Genomic DNA, 16,303 nt, shown 5'->3' on the forward strand with positions numbered 1-16,303 from the left:
GCGCTCGCGGGAGGGGGCTGGATGTCCCGTCGGCCTAACCCATCGACGGTGCCAGCAGGTCCATGTCGAAAATCCGGGCGTGGAGCACCGTGCGGTTTCGTAACGCTGCGCGGACCGCTCGGTGCAGGCCGTCCTCGAGGTAGACGATGCCTCTCCACTTGACTGCGTGTGGGAAGAGATCGCCGTAGAACGTCGAATCCTCTGACAGCAGCCGGTCGAGCGCCAGCACGGTGGTGGTGGTCACCAGCTCGTCGAGCCGAATCTGGCGTGGCGGGATCTGCGACCAATCGCGATAGGACAACCCGTGCTCGGGATATGGTTTGCCCTCGCGGACGCCCTTGAAGATCATCGGCGGGTCATACTTCCCGTCTCACCCCGGTTGGCAGTCCCCATGCGGAAAGGCTAGTCGCTGCGGCGCGGAATGCCACCGATACCAGATCTTGATTTGCCGGGAACCTGTCGTGGCGCTATCCAGCGTGTGGGTGAACGTAAAATGGACACACTAGGAGGTGCAACAGTATGGGCAGTGCCGATGACCGCCGATTCGAGGTGTTGCGCGCCATCGTCGCCGACTTCGTCGCCACCCAGGAGCCGATCGGCTCCAAGACGCTGGTCGAGCGGCACAACCTCGGTGTGTCCAGCGCGACCGTTCGCAACGACATGGCGGTGCTGGAAGCCGAGGGGTACATCGCCCAACCGCACACCAGCTCGGGACGCGTCCCCACCGAGAAGGGCTACCGCGAGTTCGTCGACCGCCTCGACAACGTCAAACCGATGTCGAGCATGGAACGCCGCGCCATCCTGACCTTCCTGGAATCCGGAGTGGACCTCGATGACGTGCTGCGTCGTGCGGTGCGACTGCTCGCACAGCTGACCCGCCAAGTGGCCGTTGTGCAGTACCCCACGCTGTCCACCTCGACCGTCCGGCACCTGGAAGTGGTGGCGCTCTCGCCCGCACGGCTGCTGCTGGTGGTCATCACCGACACCGGCCGCGTCGACCAGCGCATCGTCGAACTCGGTCACACCATCGACGACCACGAGCTCTCGCAGCTGCGGGAGATGCTCAGTGGCGCCCTGGACGGCAAGAGGCTGGCGGTCGCGTCGGTCGCGGTGGCCGACCTGGCCGCTCAGCTGGACAATCGCACCGGCAGCAGCCTGGCCGATGCGGTGGGCCGCTCCGCGACGGTGCTGCTGGAGACGCTGGTGGAGCACACCGAGGAACGTCTCCTGATGGGTGGCACTGCCAATCTCACCCGCAACACGGCTGACTTCGGGGGATCGCTGCGCTCGGTGCTGGAGGCGCTCGAGGAGCAGGTGGTGGTACTCAAGCTGCTCGCCGCCCAGCAGCAGGCGGGAAAGATCACCGTACGGATCGGGCACGAGACCGAGGCTGAGCAGATGGCGGGCACGTCGGTGGTGTCCACGACATACGGCACAATGGACACGGTCTACGGCGGTATGGGCGTCTTGGGGCCCACCAGAATGGACTATCCAGGAACCATCTCCAGCGTTGCGGCTGTTGCCCTGTACATCGGTGAGGTCTTGGGCACCCGCTAGCGGGCCTGTGAACGGCCCCTTACAGGAAGTGTGATTGAGCGTGGCACGGGACTACTACGGACTGCTCGGCGTGAGCAATGGCGCGAGCGATTCGGAGATCAAACGTGCGTACCGCAAGCTCGCCCGTGAGCTGCACCCCGATATCAACCCTGACCAGGCTGCCCAGGTGCGATTCCAGGAGATCTCTGTCGCCTACGAGGTGCTCTCGGATCCGGAGAAACGCCGCATCGTCGATCTCGGCGGTGATCCGATGGAGAACGCGGCCGCCGGCGGCGCCAATGGTTTCTCGGGGTTCGGTGGGCTCGGCGACGTCTTCGAGGCCTTCTTCGGTGCCGGGGCGTCGTCCCGTGGCCCGGTCGGCCGGGTGCGTCCCGGCTCGGATTCCCTGCTGCGGATGCGGCTTGACCTCACCGAGTGCGCCACCGGCGTGACCAAGCAGGTCACCGTCGACACCGCCGTCCTGTGCGACAAGTGTCAGGGCAAGGGCACCAACGGCAACTCCACCCCGGTGTCCTGTGACACCTGCGGTGGCCGCGGCGAGGTGCAGAGCGTGCAGCGCTCGTTGCTCGGCCAGGTCATGACCTCACGTCCCTGCCCCACCTGCCGTGGTGTCGGAGAGATCATCCCGGATCCGTGTCACCGCTGCGGCGGCGACGGACGGGTGCGCGCCCGCCGCGAGATCAGCGTCAAGATCCCGGCCGGTGTCGGCGACGGGATGCGGGTGCGGCTGGCCGCTCAAGGCGAGGTCGGCCCCGGCGGCGGACCTGCGGGTGACCTCTACGTGGAGGTACACGAAGAACAGCACGACATTTTTGTCCGCGATGGCGACGACCTGCACTTCACCATCGACGTCCCGATGGTCGACGCCGCGCTGGGCACCTCGGTGACGGTCGAGGCGATCCTCGACGGCCTGATCGAGATCGACATCCCGGCGGGGACCCAGCCCGGGTCGGTCACCACGTTGCGCGGGCACGGGATGCCGCACCTGCGCTCCGGGGTGCGCGGTGACCTGCACGCCCACGTCAACGTCGTGGTGCCCACCAAGCTCGACGGCCGTGACACCGAGCTACTGCGCGACATGAAGGCCAACCGGTCTCGTGATATCGCCGAGGTCAAGTCCACCCACGCGGCCCACAACGGAGGCGGCCTGTTCAGCCGGCTACGCGAGACCTTCTCCGGCCGCTGAGGATCGAGGGTGTCTGACCCGCTGTTCTACATCGACGCCGTGCCCGGCGAGGGAGCCCTGGCCACGGTCGACGGCGACGAAGGTTTCCATGCCGCCAGCGTTCGCCGCATCCGGATCGGTGAGCGCATCGTGCTCGGCGATGGCGCCGGAACCCTGGCCGACTGCATCGTGGAAGCGGTCGAGAAACGTGGGCTCCAGGCGCGGGTACAGCACCGGCGGCACAGCGTAGCGCCGCGCCCGCCGGTCACCGTGGTGCAGGCGATTCCGAAGGCCGAGCGTTCGGAACTGGCTGTCGAGCTGGCCACCGAAGCAGGTGCCGACAGTTTTGTGGCCTGGCAGGCGGCCCGGTGTGTGGCCCGGTGGGACGGTCCGCGGGCGGAGAAAGGGCTACGGCGGTGGCGCGCGGTGGCCCGGTCGGCCGCCCGGCAGTCTCGGCGCGCTTTTGTCCCCGATGTGTCCGGAGTGGCCTCGACGGCTCAGGTGCTCGACGGGATATCGGGTGGACTGATCCTGGCTCTGCATGAGTCGGCATCGGTACCGATCGTCGAACTCTCTCTGGCGCAAGCGGAGTCGATCACCTTGGTGGTCGGTCCGGAAGGCGGCATCGCCGATGACGAGCTGGCCGTGCTCACCGAGGCCGGTGCCCACGCGGTGCGTTTGGGGCCGACAGTGTTGCGCACCTCGACTGCTGCCGCGGTGGCCCTGGGTGCTCTCGGGGTGCTGACTCCACGCTGGGCCTGACTGCTGTCGGTCCGGCTACGTTGCTCATCCATTGGGCCACGTCAGTTGCCGACGGTAGACTGAGGTGTCCGATGTGACGGTGCGGGACCGTTCCCGCGCCGGCCGAACAGAAAGCAGGCAACGAACCCCACGTGACGCCCCGCGAGACACCCGCTGAGAGCACGGACGCCAAGTCCGTGAAGAGCAGCATCAATGTTCCGCCTGACCTCGTGGTGGGCCTGCTCGGTTCCGCCGACGAGAATCTGCGCGCCCTCGAACGTTCCCTTGCCGCGGACCTGCATGTTCGCGGAAACACGGTCACCCTCTCCGGTGACTCCGCCGATGTGGCACTGGCCGAGCGGGTCATCACCGAATTGGTTGCCGTGGTATCCAGCGGTCAAGCGCTGACCCAGGACTCCATCCGCCACAGTGTGGAAATGGTGACCGGTTCCTCCGACGCCTCACCCGCCGAGGTCCTGACGTTGGACATCTTGTCTCGTCGCGGCAAGACCATCCGGCCCAAGACGCTCAACCAGAAGCGCTATGTCGACGCCATCGATGACCACACCATCGTTTTCGGTATCGGCCCCGCCGGCACCGGCAAGACGTACCTGGCGATGGCCAAGGCCGTCCACGCCCTCAAGACCAAACAGGTCAACCGGATCATCCTGACCCGCCCAGCGGTGGAAGCCGGTGAGCGCCTTGGCTTCCTGCCCGGCACGCTCTACGAGAAGATCGACCCGTATCTGCGCCCGCTGTATGACGCGCTGCACGACATGATGGATCAGGAGGCCATTCCGAAGTTGATGGCCGCCGGGGTCATCGAGGTGGCACCCCTGGCCTTCATGCGTGGCCGAACGCTCAACGATGCGTTCATCATTCTCGACGAGGCGCAGAACACCACCGCCGAGCAGATGAAGATGTTCCTGACCCGCCTGGGATTCGGTTCGAAGATCGTCGTCACCGGAGACACCACCCAGGTCGACCTTCCCGGTGGGGCCCGGTCGGGACTGCGGGCGGCCGTCGACATCCTCGACGGTGTCGACGACATCCATGTTTCGGTACTGACCAGCGCCGACGTGGTTCGGCACCGGCTGGTGTCCGAGATCGTCGACGCCTATGCCCGCTCCGAGGATCCGGCAGCGGTGAACCGGTCGCAGCGCCGGTCCGGCACCTCGCGGTCACGGAGATGAGGTCCATGAGTAACCAGCTGGGGACACCTCGTACTTGCGGGGTCGTAGCGAGCGCAGGAGCCGATCGCGCATGAGTATCGAGGTTGCCAACGAATCCGGTATGGATGTCTCCGAAGAGGAGCTGATCAGCGTCGCGCGGTTCGTCATCGACAAGATGAACGTCAACCCCGGGGCTGAATTGTCGATGGTGTTGCTCGACACCGCCGCCATGGCCGACCTGCACATGCGTTGGATGGACCTACCCGGTCCCACCGACGTGATGAGCTTCCCGATGGACGAGCTCGAACCAGGCGGCAGACCCGACGCCACCGAGCCCGGACCATCGATGCTCGGCGACATCGTGTTGTGCCCGCAGTTCGCCGCCGACCAGGCGAAGACCAGGGGCCACGATCTGGAGCACGAACTCGCGTTGCTCACCGTGCACGGTGTGCTGCACCTGCTGGGCTACGACCACGCCGAGCCGGACGAGGAGAAGGAGATGTTTGCGCTGCAACGTCAACTCCTCGACGACTGGTACTCCGATCAGGCCGAGCTCTACCGGCGGAATGTGCAGGCGGAGAAGGATCGTCGGCTGCTGGACAAATCGCGGGCTTACGACGAATCGTGAGTGGTTTAGCTCCTCTGCTGATTGCCATCGCTCTCATTCTGCTCGGTGCTCTGTTTGCGGCGATCGACGCGGCCATCAACACGGTGTCGATCGCGCGGGTCGAAGAACTCGTCCGTGAGGAGCGCCCCGGGGCGATCCGGCTGACCAGGATCGTCAACGAACGCCCGAAGTACATCAATCTGGTGGTCCTGCTGCGGATCGCCTGCGAGGTCACCGCAACGGCGTTGCTGGTGGCCTTCCTGGATGACTTCCTGGGCTTGGATTGGGGGCTGTTCGCGGCGGCAGCCATCATGTTGGTGGTCAGTTTCGTGGCGATCGGTGTGGGTCCCCGAACCTTGGGTCGCCAGCACGCCTACTCGATCGCGCTCGGCGCCGCCGTTCCGCTGCAAGCGATTTCGCTTCTGCTGACCCCGATCAGCCGGCTGCTGATCCTGCTCGGCAATGCGCTGACCCCGGGTCGCGGGTTCCGCAACGGACCATTCGCCTCGGAGATCGAGCTGCGTGAGGTCGTGGACCTGGCCCAGCAGAGCGGTGTGGTGGCCGACGACGAACGCCGGATGATCCAGTCGGTGTTCGAACTCGGCGACACCCCGGCCCGCGAGGTGATGGTGCCCCGCACCGAGATGGTGTGGATCGAGAACGACAAGTCGGCCGGCCAGGCGATCTCCCTGGCGGTGCGCAGCGGCCACTCCCGCGTCCCGGTCATCGGTGAGAACGTCGACGATGTGGTGGGCGTCGTCTACCTCAAGGACCTGATCGAGCGCACCTACTACTCGGGTAGCGATGGACACGACGTCAAGGTGTCCGAGGTGATGCGGCCGGCGGTGTTCGTCCCGGACTCCAAACCGCTCGACGAGTTGCTGCGGGAAATGCAGCGCGACCGCAAACACATGACACTGCTGGTCGACGAGTACGGTGCGATCGCCGGCCTGGTCACCATCGAGGACGTGCTGGAGGAGATCGTCGGTGAGATCGCCGACGAGTACGACGACGACGAAGTGGCGCCGATAGAGAAGATCGGGGACCTCTCCTATCGGCTGTCCACGCGATTGCCGATCGAGGATCTCGGCGAGCTCTACGACGTGGAGTTCGACGACGACCTCGACGTCGACACCGTGGGCGGGTTGCTGGCACTCGAGCTCGGCCGGGTACCGCTACCAGGGGCCGAGGTGGTCTCACACGGGCTGCGGCTGAAGGCTGAAGGAGGCCACGACCATCGTGGCCGGGTACGCATCGGGACGGTGCTGGTCAGCCCCACCGATCCAGGGCATGACACAAAGGAGTCCGGAGAACATGACTGAGCTAGACCCCGAGGACGCCAAGCTGGTGACGCTGGCGCGTGGTGCGATGGGCCGCGCGGAGGCGGGTTCCGGTGCGGCGGTACGTGATCTCGACGGCCGCACCTATGCCGGAGCCCCGGTGACGCTGGCCGCCCTGCGATTGACGGCTTTGCAAGCTGCGGTGGCCACCGCCATTTCCAGTGGCGCAACAGGTTTCGAGGCCGCAGTGCTGGTCGCCGGTGACGCGGCGGACCCCGGCGTGGCCGCGGTCACCGAGTTGTCGCCGACAGCTTCGATCATCGGCACCGACCGGACCGGTACACCGAGATGAACGCCGGAGGCGACCATGAGTGAGTTCCGTTCCGGCTTTGTGTGTTTTGTCGGCAGACCCAACACCGGGAAGTCGACGCTGACCAACGCGCTCGTCGGCACCAAGGTGGCCATCACCTCGAACCGGCCGCAGACCACCCGGCACACCATCCGTGGCATCGTGCACCGGGAGGACTACCAGATCGTCCTCGTCGACACCCCCGGACTGCACCGGCCGCGGACATTGCTGGGGCAGCGGCTCAACGAGCTGGTGAAAGACACCTACTCCGAAGTCGACGTCATCGGGTTCTGCATCCCGGCCGACGAGGGTATCGGTCCCGGTGACCGGTGGATCTTCGAGCAGATCTGTGCGGTGGCGCCCAGGACCACGCTGGTGGTGGTCGTCACCAAGATCGACAAGGTCTCCAAGGAGAAGGTCGCTGCCCAGCTTGTCGCCGCCCAAGAAGCATTCGGCGACAAGGCAGCAGACATCGTTCCGGTGTCGGCGACCAGCGGCGAGCAGGTAGACGTGCTGACCGACGTGCTCGTCTCCCATCTGCAGCCGGGCCCGGCTTTCTACCCGGACGGTGAACTCACCGACGAGCCCGAAGAAGTGCTGATGGCCGAGCTCATTCGGGAAGCTGCCCTCGAAGGGGTTCGCGACGAGCTGCCGCACTCGTTGGCCGTTGTCATCGACGAGGTGGAACAACGTGAGGGGCGTGACGATCTGATCGACGTGCACGCCATCCTGTACGTCGAGCGGGACAGCCAGAAGGGCATCATCATCGGCAAGGGCGGTGCCCGGTTGCGGGAGGTCGGTACCGCGGCCCGGATCCAGATCGAGAAGCTGCTCGGCACAAAGGTGTACCTGCAGCTGCGAGTCAAGATTGCCAAGAACTGGCAGCGTGATCCGAAACAGCTTGGTCGACTGGGCTTTTAGCGCGTAACGATTTTCAGCGCGTAAAGATGCAGTGTGCGGTGCCGCCCATCGGTTCTTCGGCAACCACCTTGCCGTCCAGCACGATCCGGCAGCCGTTACTTCCGGATTTGGTCACCGCGACCACTTGGAACATGTCCTCGTCGGACGCAACTCGCATCTGGCGAGTGAAGGGCGTTACGGTGCCTTCCGGCACGTCGGGGCCTGGCGGATCGGTGGCGATCGAGTAGACGGTGCCCTCACCGGTCACCTCGAACCGAACGGTCGACTGCTGCGCGGCGGCCGGTGCCGGGATCGGGGCATTGCGCTGATAACGCGATCCGGCCGCGGCGTTGTCGGCCAGCGTCGCCGATCGCACCGCCGGAGGCACGCAGATGGTGTCGCCGTCGAAGGCTTCCCGCCACACGTAACCCTGGGAGCAGGACAGGGGCCCGGACCCGGCGTTGGGGTCCCTGTTGGAGGCCGGGTTGGCGTTCTGCTGAGCCACCTGGTCGCGGATTGCGGGGGTGACGCACACGGTGTCGCCGGGTCGAGCCTCCCGCCAGACGAACCCCTGGACGCAGGTGTCGGGGCCGTAGGGGAGTGGATCTGCCTGTGCTGCAACAGGTCCAACGACGCCGGCGAACGCGATGCCGGCCGCGGCGGCCGACGTCAAACGAGTGAGATTCATGAGGATCCTCCAGTTGCCGGCGTGGCCGCGACCGTCGCGGTCCACACAGGGAACCTAGGAAGGATGCGAAAGAGGTCCTAGCGTAGTCGGCTACGCGAGTTCAACGCCGCTGCGCGACTGGCTTGATGTCCCCGCTGACGTGACCGCGCGTCAGCTGCGGGTTACGGCGTCCAGCCCGGGACGTTGCCGAACTCGCGGCCGGGGGCCGGCACCGGTGCGCCGCCGTCGCCCTTGCCGTACACCGCAACCACCACGGAGCGATCCAGCGAGTTCTCCGACCAGACACCGATATCGACATTCGAGCAATCGTGCATGGTCGCGTAGTAATCCGGGCGGTACCACCACTGATTGAGGATCTCGACGCCGTTGATCGCCAGCGCCGGATTGATCGCGACCGTCTCGGCGACCTCACCGTCGTAGCCGGCGTTGCGGGCCCGGTCGGCCACCGTGGAACCGTCGGAACCGATGTCCCCGTTGAGCGCCCGGTTGTTCAGGACATCGTTGGTGTGCCACTGCGCCGCCAGCCGGAGTTTCGGGTTGATCTTGATGCTGGTGGTGCAGCCCGCCTGATGCTGGGCGGTGTAGACGTTGGCGACGACGCCGTCGTTGAGCCGCCGGTTGTCGGCATGCGCGGCGGGTGTCGTGACCAGCGACAGACCCATCGCGGCGAGAACGGGAACGGCGGCGAGGCGCATCACGGTCATGGCAAGCGACATTACGTGAGGTCGGTCGTCGGCTGCGGCAAATCCTTCGGGATAGGGGTGTTCCACCAGATCTCGGGCTGACGTGCCGACCAGCCGGTGACCGCTTCCAGCTCGGCCGCCAGCGACACCAGCAACGGTTCGCTGTCCGCCGGCCCCATCAGCTGCACTCCGATCGGCAGCCCGGTGGAGGTGAATCCCGCGGGGACGCTGATCGACGGCCAGCCCAGCACATTCCACGGCCAGCAGCCCGGGCACGCGGCGATCATGGCCTTGTCGGTGGCCAACGGGGACAAGTTGTCGTACAGATGGACCGGCGGCGGCGGTTGCGCTGTGGTCGGGGCGACGACCACGTCGACGGCATCGAAGACAGCACCGATGCGCCGGTGGGAGCTCACTTCATTGGCGCGCGCCTTGCGCAGCACCTGCTCGGAGAGCAGCCGTCCCATCCGCAGGTTCGACCACGTCCGACGGTCCAGCTCGACACCGTCGCCCATTCGGTCGGCCCAGTCCAGCAGGCCGGAGGTGGAGCGGGCCAGGAAGTTCCACGACAGCCGCAGCCCGTAGTCGGGGTTGCCGTCCACCACGGTGTGGCCGAGGTCGGCGAGCTGGCCCGCCACCGCGCGGAGCGCGCCGCGGATCTCGGGATGCAGCCGGGCCCGGAAACCGGTGAAAGGGAAGCGTGTCGACATCGCGATGCGCAGCTGGCCCGGCCCGCGGCTCACGGCCTCGGTCAGCGACACCGGCTCCGGGGTATGCAGGTCCCCGGCGACATTGCCCGACACCGCGTCGAGCACCAGCGCCGCGTCGGCAACGGTGTGCGCCAACACGCCGTTGACGGTGATGCCGTTGAAAGCCTCGGGCAGCGGCCAGGTGGAGACACGGCCACGCTGCGGTTTGATGCCCACCAGGTTGTTCCACGCCGCCGGGATCCGCACGCTGCCCGCCCCGTCGGACCCGATCGCCGCCGCCACCAGACCGGCCGCCACCGCCGCGGCGCTGCCCCCTGAGGACCCACCGGGGGAGTGCCGGCGATCCCAGGGGTTGTGGGTGTGCCCGAAGCCCGGCCCGCTGGTGAACGGCCACTGCCCGAACTCGCAGGTGTTGGTCTTGCCGACGATCACCGCACCAGCGGCACGTAACCGGCGCACCACCTCGGCGTCGGCCGTCGCCGGCAACACCCGTCCCGTGGTGCCGAAAAAAGTTGGCACACCGGCGATGTCGACGTCGTCCTTGACGGCGATCGGAACCCCGAGCAGCGGGGCGGTGTCACCGGCGCGGCGACGCCGGTCGGCTACGGCGGCCTCGGCCAGCGCCGAGGTGGTCAGAACCGTGCGAAAGGCGTTGAGGGTGGACTGGCTGGCGGTGATCGCATGCAGCGCGTGGCGGACCAGGCCGTCAGAGGTCGCTGTGCCGCTGGCCAGCTGGTAGAGCTGGTCACCGACGGTGGGAAACCGGCCAGTCGAGGTGCGCATCCCGTGGAGACTATCGGCGCGCATCCACGTTTTGTCTCTCTGCAATGCGAAACTGGTGCGATGCGGTTGTACCGGGATCGAGCTGTGGTGCTGCGCCAGCACAAGCTCGGCGAGGCCGATCGCATTGTCACGCTGCTGACCCGCGATCACGGCCTGGTCCGTGCCGTCGCCAAGGGCGTTCGTCGTACCCGCAGTAAGTTCGGTGCCCGGCTGGAGCCCTTCACCCACGTCGACGTCCAACTGCATCCCGGTCGCAATCTCGACATCGTCACCCAGGTGGTTGCCCTCGACGCGTTCGCCGCCGACATCGTGGGGGACTATGGCCGCTACACCACCGCCTGCGCCATCCTCGAGACCGCCGAGCGGCTGGCCGGTGAGGAACGCGCCCCGATGCCGCCGCTGCAGAAGCTGACGGTCGGCGCGCTGCGTGCGGTCGCCGACGACACCCGTCCCCGGGAGTTGCTGCTCGACGCTTACCTGCTGCGGGCCATGGGGGTCGCCGGCTGGGCGCCCGCCCTGACCGAGTGCGCCCGCTGCGCGGCGCCGGGCCCGCACCGAGCCTTCCACGTCGCCGCCGGTGGCAGCGTGTGCCTGCACTGCCGTCCCGCAGGCTCCAGCACACCCCCACAGGGCGTGGTGGACCTGATGGCGGCGTTGCACGACGGTGACTGGGAGCATGCCGAGGCGTCGCCGTCGTCGTACCGCAGTCAGGCCAGCGGACTGGTGGCGGCACATCTGCAGTGGCATCTGGAGCGGCAGCTGCGCACGCTACCCCTGGTGGAACGGGCCTACCGGCCGGATCGCACACTCGCTGATCACCGGGCAGCGTTGGTCGTGCAGGATATCCCCCATGGTTTTGAAACGGGACTCGAAGTCCAGCTACCCCCAGCTGCCTCCGGCTCCTGACGACTATCCGATGTTCCCGGACACCTCGACGTGGCCGGTGGTCTTCCCGCAGCTGCCCGCCGGAACCAATGGGCGCTTCTCCCGGCCGCCGCAGCACACCTCCAAGGCGTCGGCCCCGCAGATCCCGGCCGATCAGGTGCCCAACCATGTCGCCGTCGTCATGGACGGCAACGGCCGCTGGGCCAAACAGCGTGGGCTGGGCCGCACCGAGGGCCACAAGATGGGTGAGGCGGTGCTCATCGACATCACCTGCGGGGCCATCGAGATCGGCGTCAAGCACCTCACGGTGTACGCGTTCTCCACCGAGAACTGGAAACGCAGCGCCGAGGAGGTGCGCTTTCTGATGGGGTTCAACCGCGAGGTGGTGCGCCGCCGCCGGGAGAACCTCGACGCCATGGGTGTGCGGATGCGCTGGGTCGGTTCGCGGCCGCGGATGTGGAGCAGTGTCATCAAGGAGTTCGACATCGCCGAGCAGATGACCGTCGACAACGACGTCATCACCGTGAACTATTGCGTGAACTACGGCGGGCGTACCGAAATCGTCGAGGCCACGCGCCAACTTGCGGAGCTGGCCGTCGAGGGCAAGATCAACCCGGCCCGAATCAGCGAAGCCACCATTGCCAAACACCTGCATCGTCCCGACATCCCCGACGTCGACCTGTTCATCCGGACCTCCGGTGAGCAGCGGGCGTCGAACTTCCTGCTGTGGCAGGCGGCCTACGCTGAGTATGTGTTCCAGGACAAGCTGTGGCCGGATTACGATCGCCGCGACCTGTGGGCCGCGTGCGAGGAGTACGTGTCGCGAAACAGGCGCTTCGGCAGAGCCGAATGATGTTCGTCGGCGGCGCCTGATGACGACCTTGCTGGAACGGCTGGCCTCGGCGCTGTCACCGGCGCTGGATGTCGTCGCCGAGCCCGACGGGGCGCTGACGGTCAGCCGGCCGGGCACTGTTGCCTCGCTGCGGGTGGTGACGATCATCGAAGGCCTGGAGATGGTGTCGCTGACCCAGCCACTGGCCTGGGACCTTCCGCTGAACGCCAAGGTGCGGGAGCGAGTGACGCAGCAGGCCAGTAAGACGCTGCTGGGCACGGTGGCGTTGGTCGAGAAGACGGTGCCGACCCCGGCCAATGGCGCGTCGGCAACATCGGCCACTCGCAGATCCACGGTGAAAAAATGTGGAGATGTGTTGCTGCGCTACAACTTTCCCGCCGCAGGGCTCTCCGAGGAGGCGTTGCGGACGCTGATCCTGATGGTGCTGGCTGCCGGCGCCGACGTCCGCGAGGCGCTCAGCTAGCTGAGCACCCCCGGCAGGTGCCGAAGATCTCGACGGTGTGGCTGACGTCGCCGAATCCGTGCTCGGCGGCCACCTCGGCGGCCCATGTCTCGACTTCGGGGCCTTCGACTTCCACCGTGGCGCCGCACTCGCGGCACACCAGGTGGTGATGGTGGTGCGTCGAACAGCGGCGGTATACCGATTCACCGGTGTCGGTGCGCAGCATGTCGACCTGTTCGGCCGTCGACATGGCCTGGAGGGTGCGGTACACCGTGGTCAGACCGATGTTCTCGCCGCGGCGGCGCAGCTCGTCGTGTAGCTCCTGCGCTGACTTGAACTCGTCGAGCGTGTCCAGAAGCTCGGTGATGGCGGCGCGTTGTTTGGTTGCGCGGGTGCGCACTTCGGTACCGGTCACGGATGGTCCTCTCCGGCGTGGGCCACGGCATCGAGGACGATGTGCGCCAGATGCTGGTCGACCAGGCGGTACATCACCTCCCGACCGGCGCGTTCCCCGGCGACCACCCCGGTGGATTTCAGGATGCGCAGATGCTGGCTGACCAGCGGTTGCGGCACTCTCAGGGCGTCGACGAGCTCGTGCACACAGCGTGCGGACTCCAGCAGCTGCAGGACGATAGCGATGCGCACCGGCGCCGCCAGGGCGCGCAGGATTTCACCGGCCCCGTCGAGGATCTCCCTGGGTGGCAGGGCAGGGTAGGTGGTGCCGGGCTGCGAATGCTCGTGTTCGAGCTCGCCATGGGTCGCGGTGGACACGGTGCGGCATCTCCTCTAATGGAAATCGTTTTCACTACCACTGTCGCATGCAAAATCGTGCATGTCAAAGGTTGGGTCTCTTTTGCTTCCGGCCGAGCTTGAACTGTGGGCGGTAATTGCGGCTCGATCCCGCCCACACGTCAAGTTCGACGCCCGGCCGTCAACCTCGATGCCGTCTCCAGCGCATCCTGCACCCGTCGGACAATCTGCACCTCCAGGTCCTCGGCGACAACCCGGACCACGATCCAGCCCAGTCGCTCGAGCTCCTCGAGTCGGCGCACGTCTCGGACATACTGCCGTCGGTCTGTTCGGTGGTGGTCGCCGTCGTACTCGACGGCCACCATGAACTCTGCCCATCCCATGTCGAGCCGGGCCACGAAGCGGCCGTCGGCGAACACCTCGAGCTGCGTCTGAGGTTCCAGCCCGTGACGCCTCAGTAGCAGTCGCAGCCACGTCTCCTTCGGGGACTCCGCACCGGCATCCGCGAGCGCCAGTACGGCATCCAGCTGTCGCAGGCCCCGGACGCCGCGATGGTCTGCAGCCAGCGCCTCGATATCGGCGACCTTGACTCCGGTGGCGCTCATCAGGGCGTCAACGCGGGCCACCGCGACGGGTAACGGTCCGCGGCGAGCCAGGTCGAAGGCGGTGCGGGCCGGCGATGTCACCGGCATCCCGCGGACCACGCGGGTCTCGTTCTCCGGCAGGCCGGCCTGATAGGTGTGAATGCCCCGTGGCGGCCGGGCGTTGGCGGCGTACAGCTCGATCGCGGCACGACGGTCGACCCAGCGTGCGCCGAGCATCGCGGCCGCAGCCTGGCCGGCGATCACCGCCCGCCTTCGAGACCACAGCCAGGCAGCGTGGGCGCGGAGCTCCAGAGTCTGTTCGGCGTGGCGGTCGAGATAGACGCCGGGGAAGAGCCGACGGTAGTTGTGGCGCAGCTGATGACGGTTGATCCGGCCCGACGCCAGCGCCTCGGCGCCGAGAAAGGGAGCGGCCATACTCATGCCCGCAACTCTGGCGGCCGGCGGCCCCGGCGGTCTTCCACTATCCACAGCCGACACCCGCGACTGGAACCCGCTGCGAGCTCCCAGCGTCAGGCACCCGCCGCGAGCTTGAACTGAGGGCGGGATCTGCCCGGAAATCGCGCCCACGTTTCAACCTCGGCGCCCGAAGCGCAGCCTCGGCAGCGAAGCGCAATGTCAGCGCCGCCGGTGTCATCGAAGCCTGGGCCGGACCCCGCCGAAGCCTCCACTAGGCTGGACAGGTTGCTGTCCACCTAAACAGGAGTACTCGAGCATCGTGGCGTCCGTCATCGACACCATCGCCAATCTGGCCAAACGGCGCGGCCTCGTCTTCCAGTCCGGCGAGATCTACGGCGGCACGAAGTCGGCCTGGGACTACGGCCCACTCGGCGTCGAGCTCAAGGAGAACATCAAGAAGCAGTGGTGGCGCTCGGTGGTCACCAGCCGCGACGACGTCGTGGGCCTCGACAGCGCGATCATCCTGCCGCGCCAGGTCTGGGTGGCCTCAGGTCACGTCGAGGTCTTCAATGATCCGCTGGTGGAGTGCCTGAACTGCCACAAGCGGCATCGGCAGGACCACATGCAGGAGGCGTACGCAGAAAAGAAGGGTCTCGACAACCCTGACGACGTGGCGATGACCGAGGTCGTCTGCCCGGACTGCGGCACCAAGGGGCAGTGGACCGAGCCGCGCGACTTCAACATGATGCTGAAGACCTACCTGGGCCCGATCGAGTCCGAGGAAGGCTTGCACTATCTGCGCCCGGAGACGGCGCAGGGCATCTTCGTCAACTTCGCCAACGTGGTGACGACCGCGCGCAAGAAGCCGCCGTTTGGCATCGGCCAGATCGGCAAGAGCTTCCGCAACGAGATCACCCCCGGCAACTTCATCTTCCGCACCCGCGAGTTCGAGCAGATGGAGATGGAGTTCTTCGTCGAGCCGTCGACGGCTCCGGAATGGCACAAGTACTGGATCGACACCCGGCTGCAGTGGTACGTCGACCTCGGCATCGACCGCGACAACCTTCGCCTGTACGACCATCCGAAGGAGAAGCTGTCGCACTACTCCGACGGCACGGTCGACATCGAGTACAAGTTCGGCTTCGCCGGCAATCCCTGGGGTGAGCTCGAAGGCATCGCCAACCGCACCAACTTCGACTTGACCACGCACTCAAAGCATTCCGGTGTCGACCTGTCGTTCTACGATCAGGCCGCCGACACCCGCTTCGTGCCGTATGTCATCGAGCCCGCGGCCGGTCTGACCCGCTCGCTGATGGCGTTCCTGGTCGACGCCTACCACGAGGACGAGGCCCCCAACGCCAAGGGCGGCGTCGACAAGCGCACCGTGCTCAAACTCGATCCGCGGCTGTCACCGGTCAAGGCGGCAGTGCTGCCGTTGTCCCGGCATGCCGACCTGTCACCGAAGGCCCGTGACCTGGCGGCCGAGCTGCGCAAGTCCTGGAACATCGAGTTCGACGACGCCGGCGCCATCGGTCGCCGGTACCGCCGCCAGGACGAGATCGGGACCCCGTTCTGTGTGACGCTGGACTTCGATTCGCTCGACGATCACGCCGTCACCATCCGTGAGCGGGACGCCATGACCCAGGAGCGGGTGGCCATCGACGCGGTCAGCGACTACCTCGCGGTGCGACTCAAGGGCTGCTGACCCGGTTCGCGCCGGTGGCGGCCGGTCAGAAC

At 66.7% G+C, this 16,303-nt stretch carries 19 protein-coding genes; 12 read left to right on the forward strand and 7 right to left on the reverse strand.

Annotated elements, in window-relative coordinates; translation table 11 throughout:
* Positions 1-34: 34 nt before the first annotated feature.
* Positions 35-349 (reverse strand): type II toxin-antitoxin system VapB family antitoxin, encoded by a 315-nt coding sequence (locus WBB07_RS26535; RefSeq protein WP_526312221.1) that lies wholly within the window; start codon positions 347-349, stop codon positions 35-37.
* A 170-nt stretch (positions 350-519) separates the two neighbouring features.
* Between WBB07_RS26535 and hrcA the strand changes: the two genes are divergently transcribed.
* From hrcA to era, 8 genes are all read left to right on the forward strand, one after another.
* Positions 520-1,557, forward strand: a complete 1,038-nt coding sequence (gene hrcA / locus WBB07_RS26540) for a heat-inducible transcriptional repressor HrcA (protein ID WP_526312223.1) — start codon at positions 520-522, stop codon at positions 1,555-1,557.
* Between the two features lie 40 nt (positions 1,558-1,597).
* The gene (gene dnaJ / locus WBB07_RS26545) at positions 1,598-2,743 is read left to right on the forward strand and encodes a molecular chaperone DnaJ (RefSeq protein ID WP_526312257.1); all 1,146 of its coding nucleotides are present in this window, start codon (positions 1,598-1,600) and stop codon (positions 2,741-2,743) included.
* Positions 2,744-2,752: 9 nt separating this feature from the next.
* Positions 2,753-3,484, forward strand: coding sequence for a 16S rRNA (uracil(1498)-N(3))-methyltransferase (locus WBB07_RS26550; RefSeq protein WP_526312225.1), 732 nt, complete (start codon positions 2,753-2,755; stop codon positions 3,482-3,484).
* Positions 3,485-3,615: 131 nt separating this feature from the next.
* Complete coding sequence (locus WBB07_RS26555; protein ID WP_526312227.1) at positions 3,616-4,656, forward strand: PhoH family protein; 1,041 nt, start codon at positions 3,616-3,618, stop codon at positions 4,654-4,656.
* Positions 4,657-4,726: 70 nt separating this feature from the next.
* On the forward strand, positions 4,727-5,263 hold the full coding sequence (ybeY, locus tag WBB07_RS26560) for an rRNA maturation RNase YbeY (RefSeq protein WP_526312229.1): 537 nt from the start codon (positions 4,727-4,729) through the stop codon (positions 5,261-5,263).
* Complete coding sequence (locus tag WBB07_RS26565; RefSeq protein ID WP_526312231.1) at positions 5,260-6,564, forward strand: CNNM domain-containing protein; 1,305 nt, start codon at positions 5,260-5,262, stop codon at positions 6,562-6,564. The genes ybeY and WBB07_RS26565 overlap by 4 nt, the downstream gene beginning before the upstream one ends.
* Positions 6,557-6,874, forward strand: coding sequence for a cytidine deaminase-like protein (locus tag WBB07_RS26570; protein ID WP_526312233.1), 318 nt, complete (start codon positions 6,557-6,559; stop codon positions 6,872-6,874). Before WBB07_RS26565 ends, WBB07_RS26570 begins: the two co-directional genes overlap by 8 nt.
* 15 nt (positions 6,875-6,889) lie before the next feature.
* On the forward strand, positions 6,890-7,792 hold the full coding sequence (era, locus tag WBB07_RS26575; protein ID WP_526312235.1) for a GTPase Era: 903 nt from the start codon (positions 6,890-6,892) through the stop codon (positions 7,790-7,792).
* Positions 7,793-7,805: 13 nt separating this feature from the next.
* Here era and WBB07_RS26580 read toward each other — a convergent pair whose 3' ends face one another.
* The 3 genes from WBB07_RS26580 to WBB07_RS26590 form a co-directional block, all read right to left on the reverse strand.
* Positions 7,806-8,459, reverse strand: coding sequence for an MmpS family transport accessory protein (locus WBB07_RS26580; RefSeq protein WP_526312237.1), 654 nt, complete (start codon positions 8,457-8,459; stop codon positions 7,806-7,808).
* A 161-nt stretch (positions 8,460-8,620) separates the two neighbouring features.
* A complete protein-coding gene (locus WBB07_RS26585) occupies positions 8,621-9,154 on the reverse strand; it encodes a CAP domain-containing protein (RefSeq protein WP_526312259.1) in 534 nt (177 codons plus the stop codon).
* A gap of 20 nt (positions 9,155-9,174) precedes the next feature.
* On the reverse strand, positions 9,175-10,659 hold the full coding sequence (locus tag WBB07_RS26590) for an amidase (RefSeq protein ID WP_526312239.1): 1,485 nt from the start codon (positions 10,657-10,659) through the stop codon (positions 9,175-9,177).
* 36 nt (positions 10,660-10,695) lie between these two features.
* On the opposite strand from WBB07_RS26590, the gene recO reads away from it, so the two are divergent.
* Genes recO through WBB07_RS26605 form a run of 3 tightly spaced genes read left to right on the forward strand, consistent with a single transcriptional unit; the run spans position 10,696 to position 12,836 of the window.
* Positions 10,696-11,541, forward strand: coding sequence for a DNA repair protein RecO (recO, locus tag WBB07_RS26595; protein ID WP_526312241.1), 846 nt, complete (start codon positions 10,696-10,698; stop codon positions 11,539-11,541).
* Positions 11,486-12,373 (forward strand): decaprenyl diphosphate synthase, encoded by an 888-nt coding sequence (locus tag WBB07_RS26600; RefSeq protein WP_526312243.1) that lies wholly within the window; start codon positions 11,486-11,488, stop codon positions 12,371-12,373. The genes recO and WBB07_RS26600 overlap by 56 nt, the downstream gene beginning before the upstream one ends.
* Before the next feature lie 19 nt (positions 12,374-12,392).
* A complete protein-coding gene (locus WBB07_RS26605) occupies positions 12,393-12,836 on the forward strand; it encodes a hypothetical protein (RefSeq protein ID WP_526312245.1) in 444 nt (147 codons plus the stop codon).
* Here the strand turns inward: WBB07_RS26605 and WBB07_RS26610 are convergent.
* From WBB07_RS26610 to WBB07_RS26620, 3 genes are all read right to left on the reverse strand, one after another.
* The gene (locus WBB07_RS26610) at positions 12,829-13,230 is read right to left on the reverse strand and encodes a Fur family transcriptional regulator (protein ID WP_526312247.1); all 402 of its coding nucleotides are present in this window, start codon (positions 13,228-13,230) and stop codon (positions 12,829-12,831) included. The genes WBB07_RS26605 and WBB07_RS26610 overlap by 8 nt on opposite strands.
* A complete protein-coding gene (locus WBB07_RS26615) occupies positions 13,227-13,586 on the reverse strand; it encodes an ArsR/SmtB family transcription factor (protein WP_526312249.1) in 360 nt (119 codons plus the stop codon). The genes WBB07_RS26610 and WBB07_RS26615 overlap by 4 nt, the downstream gene beginning before the upstream one ends.
* Positions 13,587-13,726: 140 nt before the next feature.
* Positions 13,727-14,584 (reverse strand): type IV toxin-antitoxin system AbiEi family antitoxin, encoded by an 858-nt coding sequence (locus WBB07_RS26620; RefSeq protein WP_526312261.1) that lies wholly within the window; start codon positions 14,582-14,584, stop codon positions 13,727-13,729.
* Between the two features lie 301 nt (positions 14,585-14,885).
* On the opposite strand from WBB07_RS26620, the gene WBB07_RS26625 reads away from it, so the two are divergent.
* The gene (locus WBB07_RS26625; protein ID WP_526312251.1) at positions 14,886-16,271 is read left to right on the forward strand and encodes a glycine--tRNA ligase; all 1,386 of its coding nucleotides are present in this window, start codon (positions 14,886-14,888) and stop codon (positions 16,269-16,271) included.
* Positions 16,272-16,303 lie beyond the last annotated feature (32 nt).

The organism is Mycobacterium sp. (assembly GCF_049647605.1).
In the GTDB taxonomy this organism is placed as follows: Bacteria; Actinomycetota; Actinomycetes; order Mycobacteriales; family Mycobacteriaceae; genus Mycobacterium.

Excerpts from the sequence above, each read along its gene's own strand:
- WBB07_RS26535 (WP_526312221.1), bottom strand. The coding sequence starts at position 349 with ATGATCTTCAAGGGCGTCCGCGAGGGCAAACCATATCCCGAGCACGGG.
- hrcA (WP_526312223.1), top strand. The coding sequence starts at position 520 with ATGGGCAGTGCCGATGACCGCCGATTCGAGGTGTTGCGCGCCATCGTC.
- ybeY (WP_526312229.1), top strand. The coding sequence starts at position 4,727 with ATGAGTATCGAGGTTGCCAACGAATCCGGTATGGATGTCTCCGAAGAG.
- WBB07_RS26570 (WP_526312233.1), top strand. The coding sequence starts at position 6,557 with ATGACTGAGCTAGACCCCGAGGACGCCAAGCTGGTGACGCTGGCGCGT.
- era (WP_526312235.1), top strand. The coding sequence starts at position 6,890 with ATGAGTGAGTTCCGTTCCGGCTTTGTGTGTTTTGTCGGCAGACCCAAC.
- WBB07_RS26580 (WP_526312237.1), bottom strand. The coding sequence starts at position 8,459 with ATGAATCTCACTCGTTTGACGTCGGCCGCCGCGGCCGGCATCGCGTTC.
- WBB07_RS26585 (WP_526312259.1), bottom strand. The coding sequence starts at position 9,154 with ATGCGCCTCGCCGCCGTTCCCGTTCTCGCCGCGATGGGTCTGTCGCTG.
- WBB07_RS26590 (WP_526312239.1), bottom strand. The coding sequence starts at position 10,659 with ATGCGCGCCGATAGTCTCCACGGGATGCGCACCTCGACTGGCCGGTTT.
- recO (WP_526312241.1), top strand. The coding sequence starts at position 10,696 with ATGCGGTTGTACCGGGATCGAGCTGTGGTGCTGCGCCAGCACAAGCTC.
- WBB07_RS26600 (WP_526312243.1), top strand. The coding sequence starts at position 11,486 with ATGGTTTTGAAACGGGACTCGAAGTCCAGCTACCCCCAGCTGCCTCCG.
- WBB07_RS26605 (WP_526312245.1), top strand. The coding sequence starts at position 12,393 with ATGACGACCTTGCTGGAACGGCTGGCCTCGGCGCTGTCACCGGCGCTG.
- WBB07_RS26620 (WP_526312261.1), bottom strand. The coding sequence starts at position 14,584 with ATGGCCGCTCCCTTTCTCGGCGCCGAGGCGCTGGCGTCGGGCCGGATC.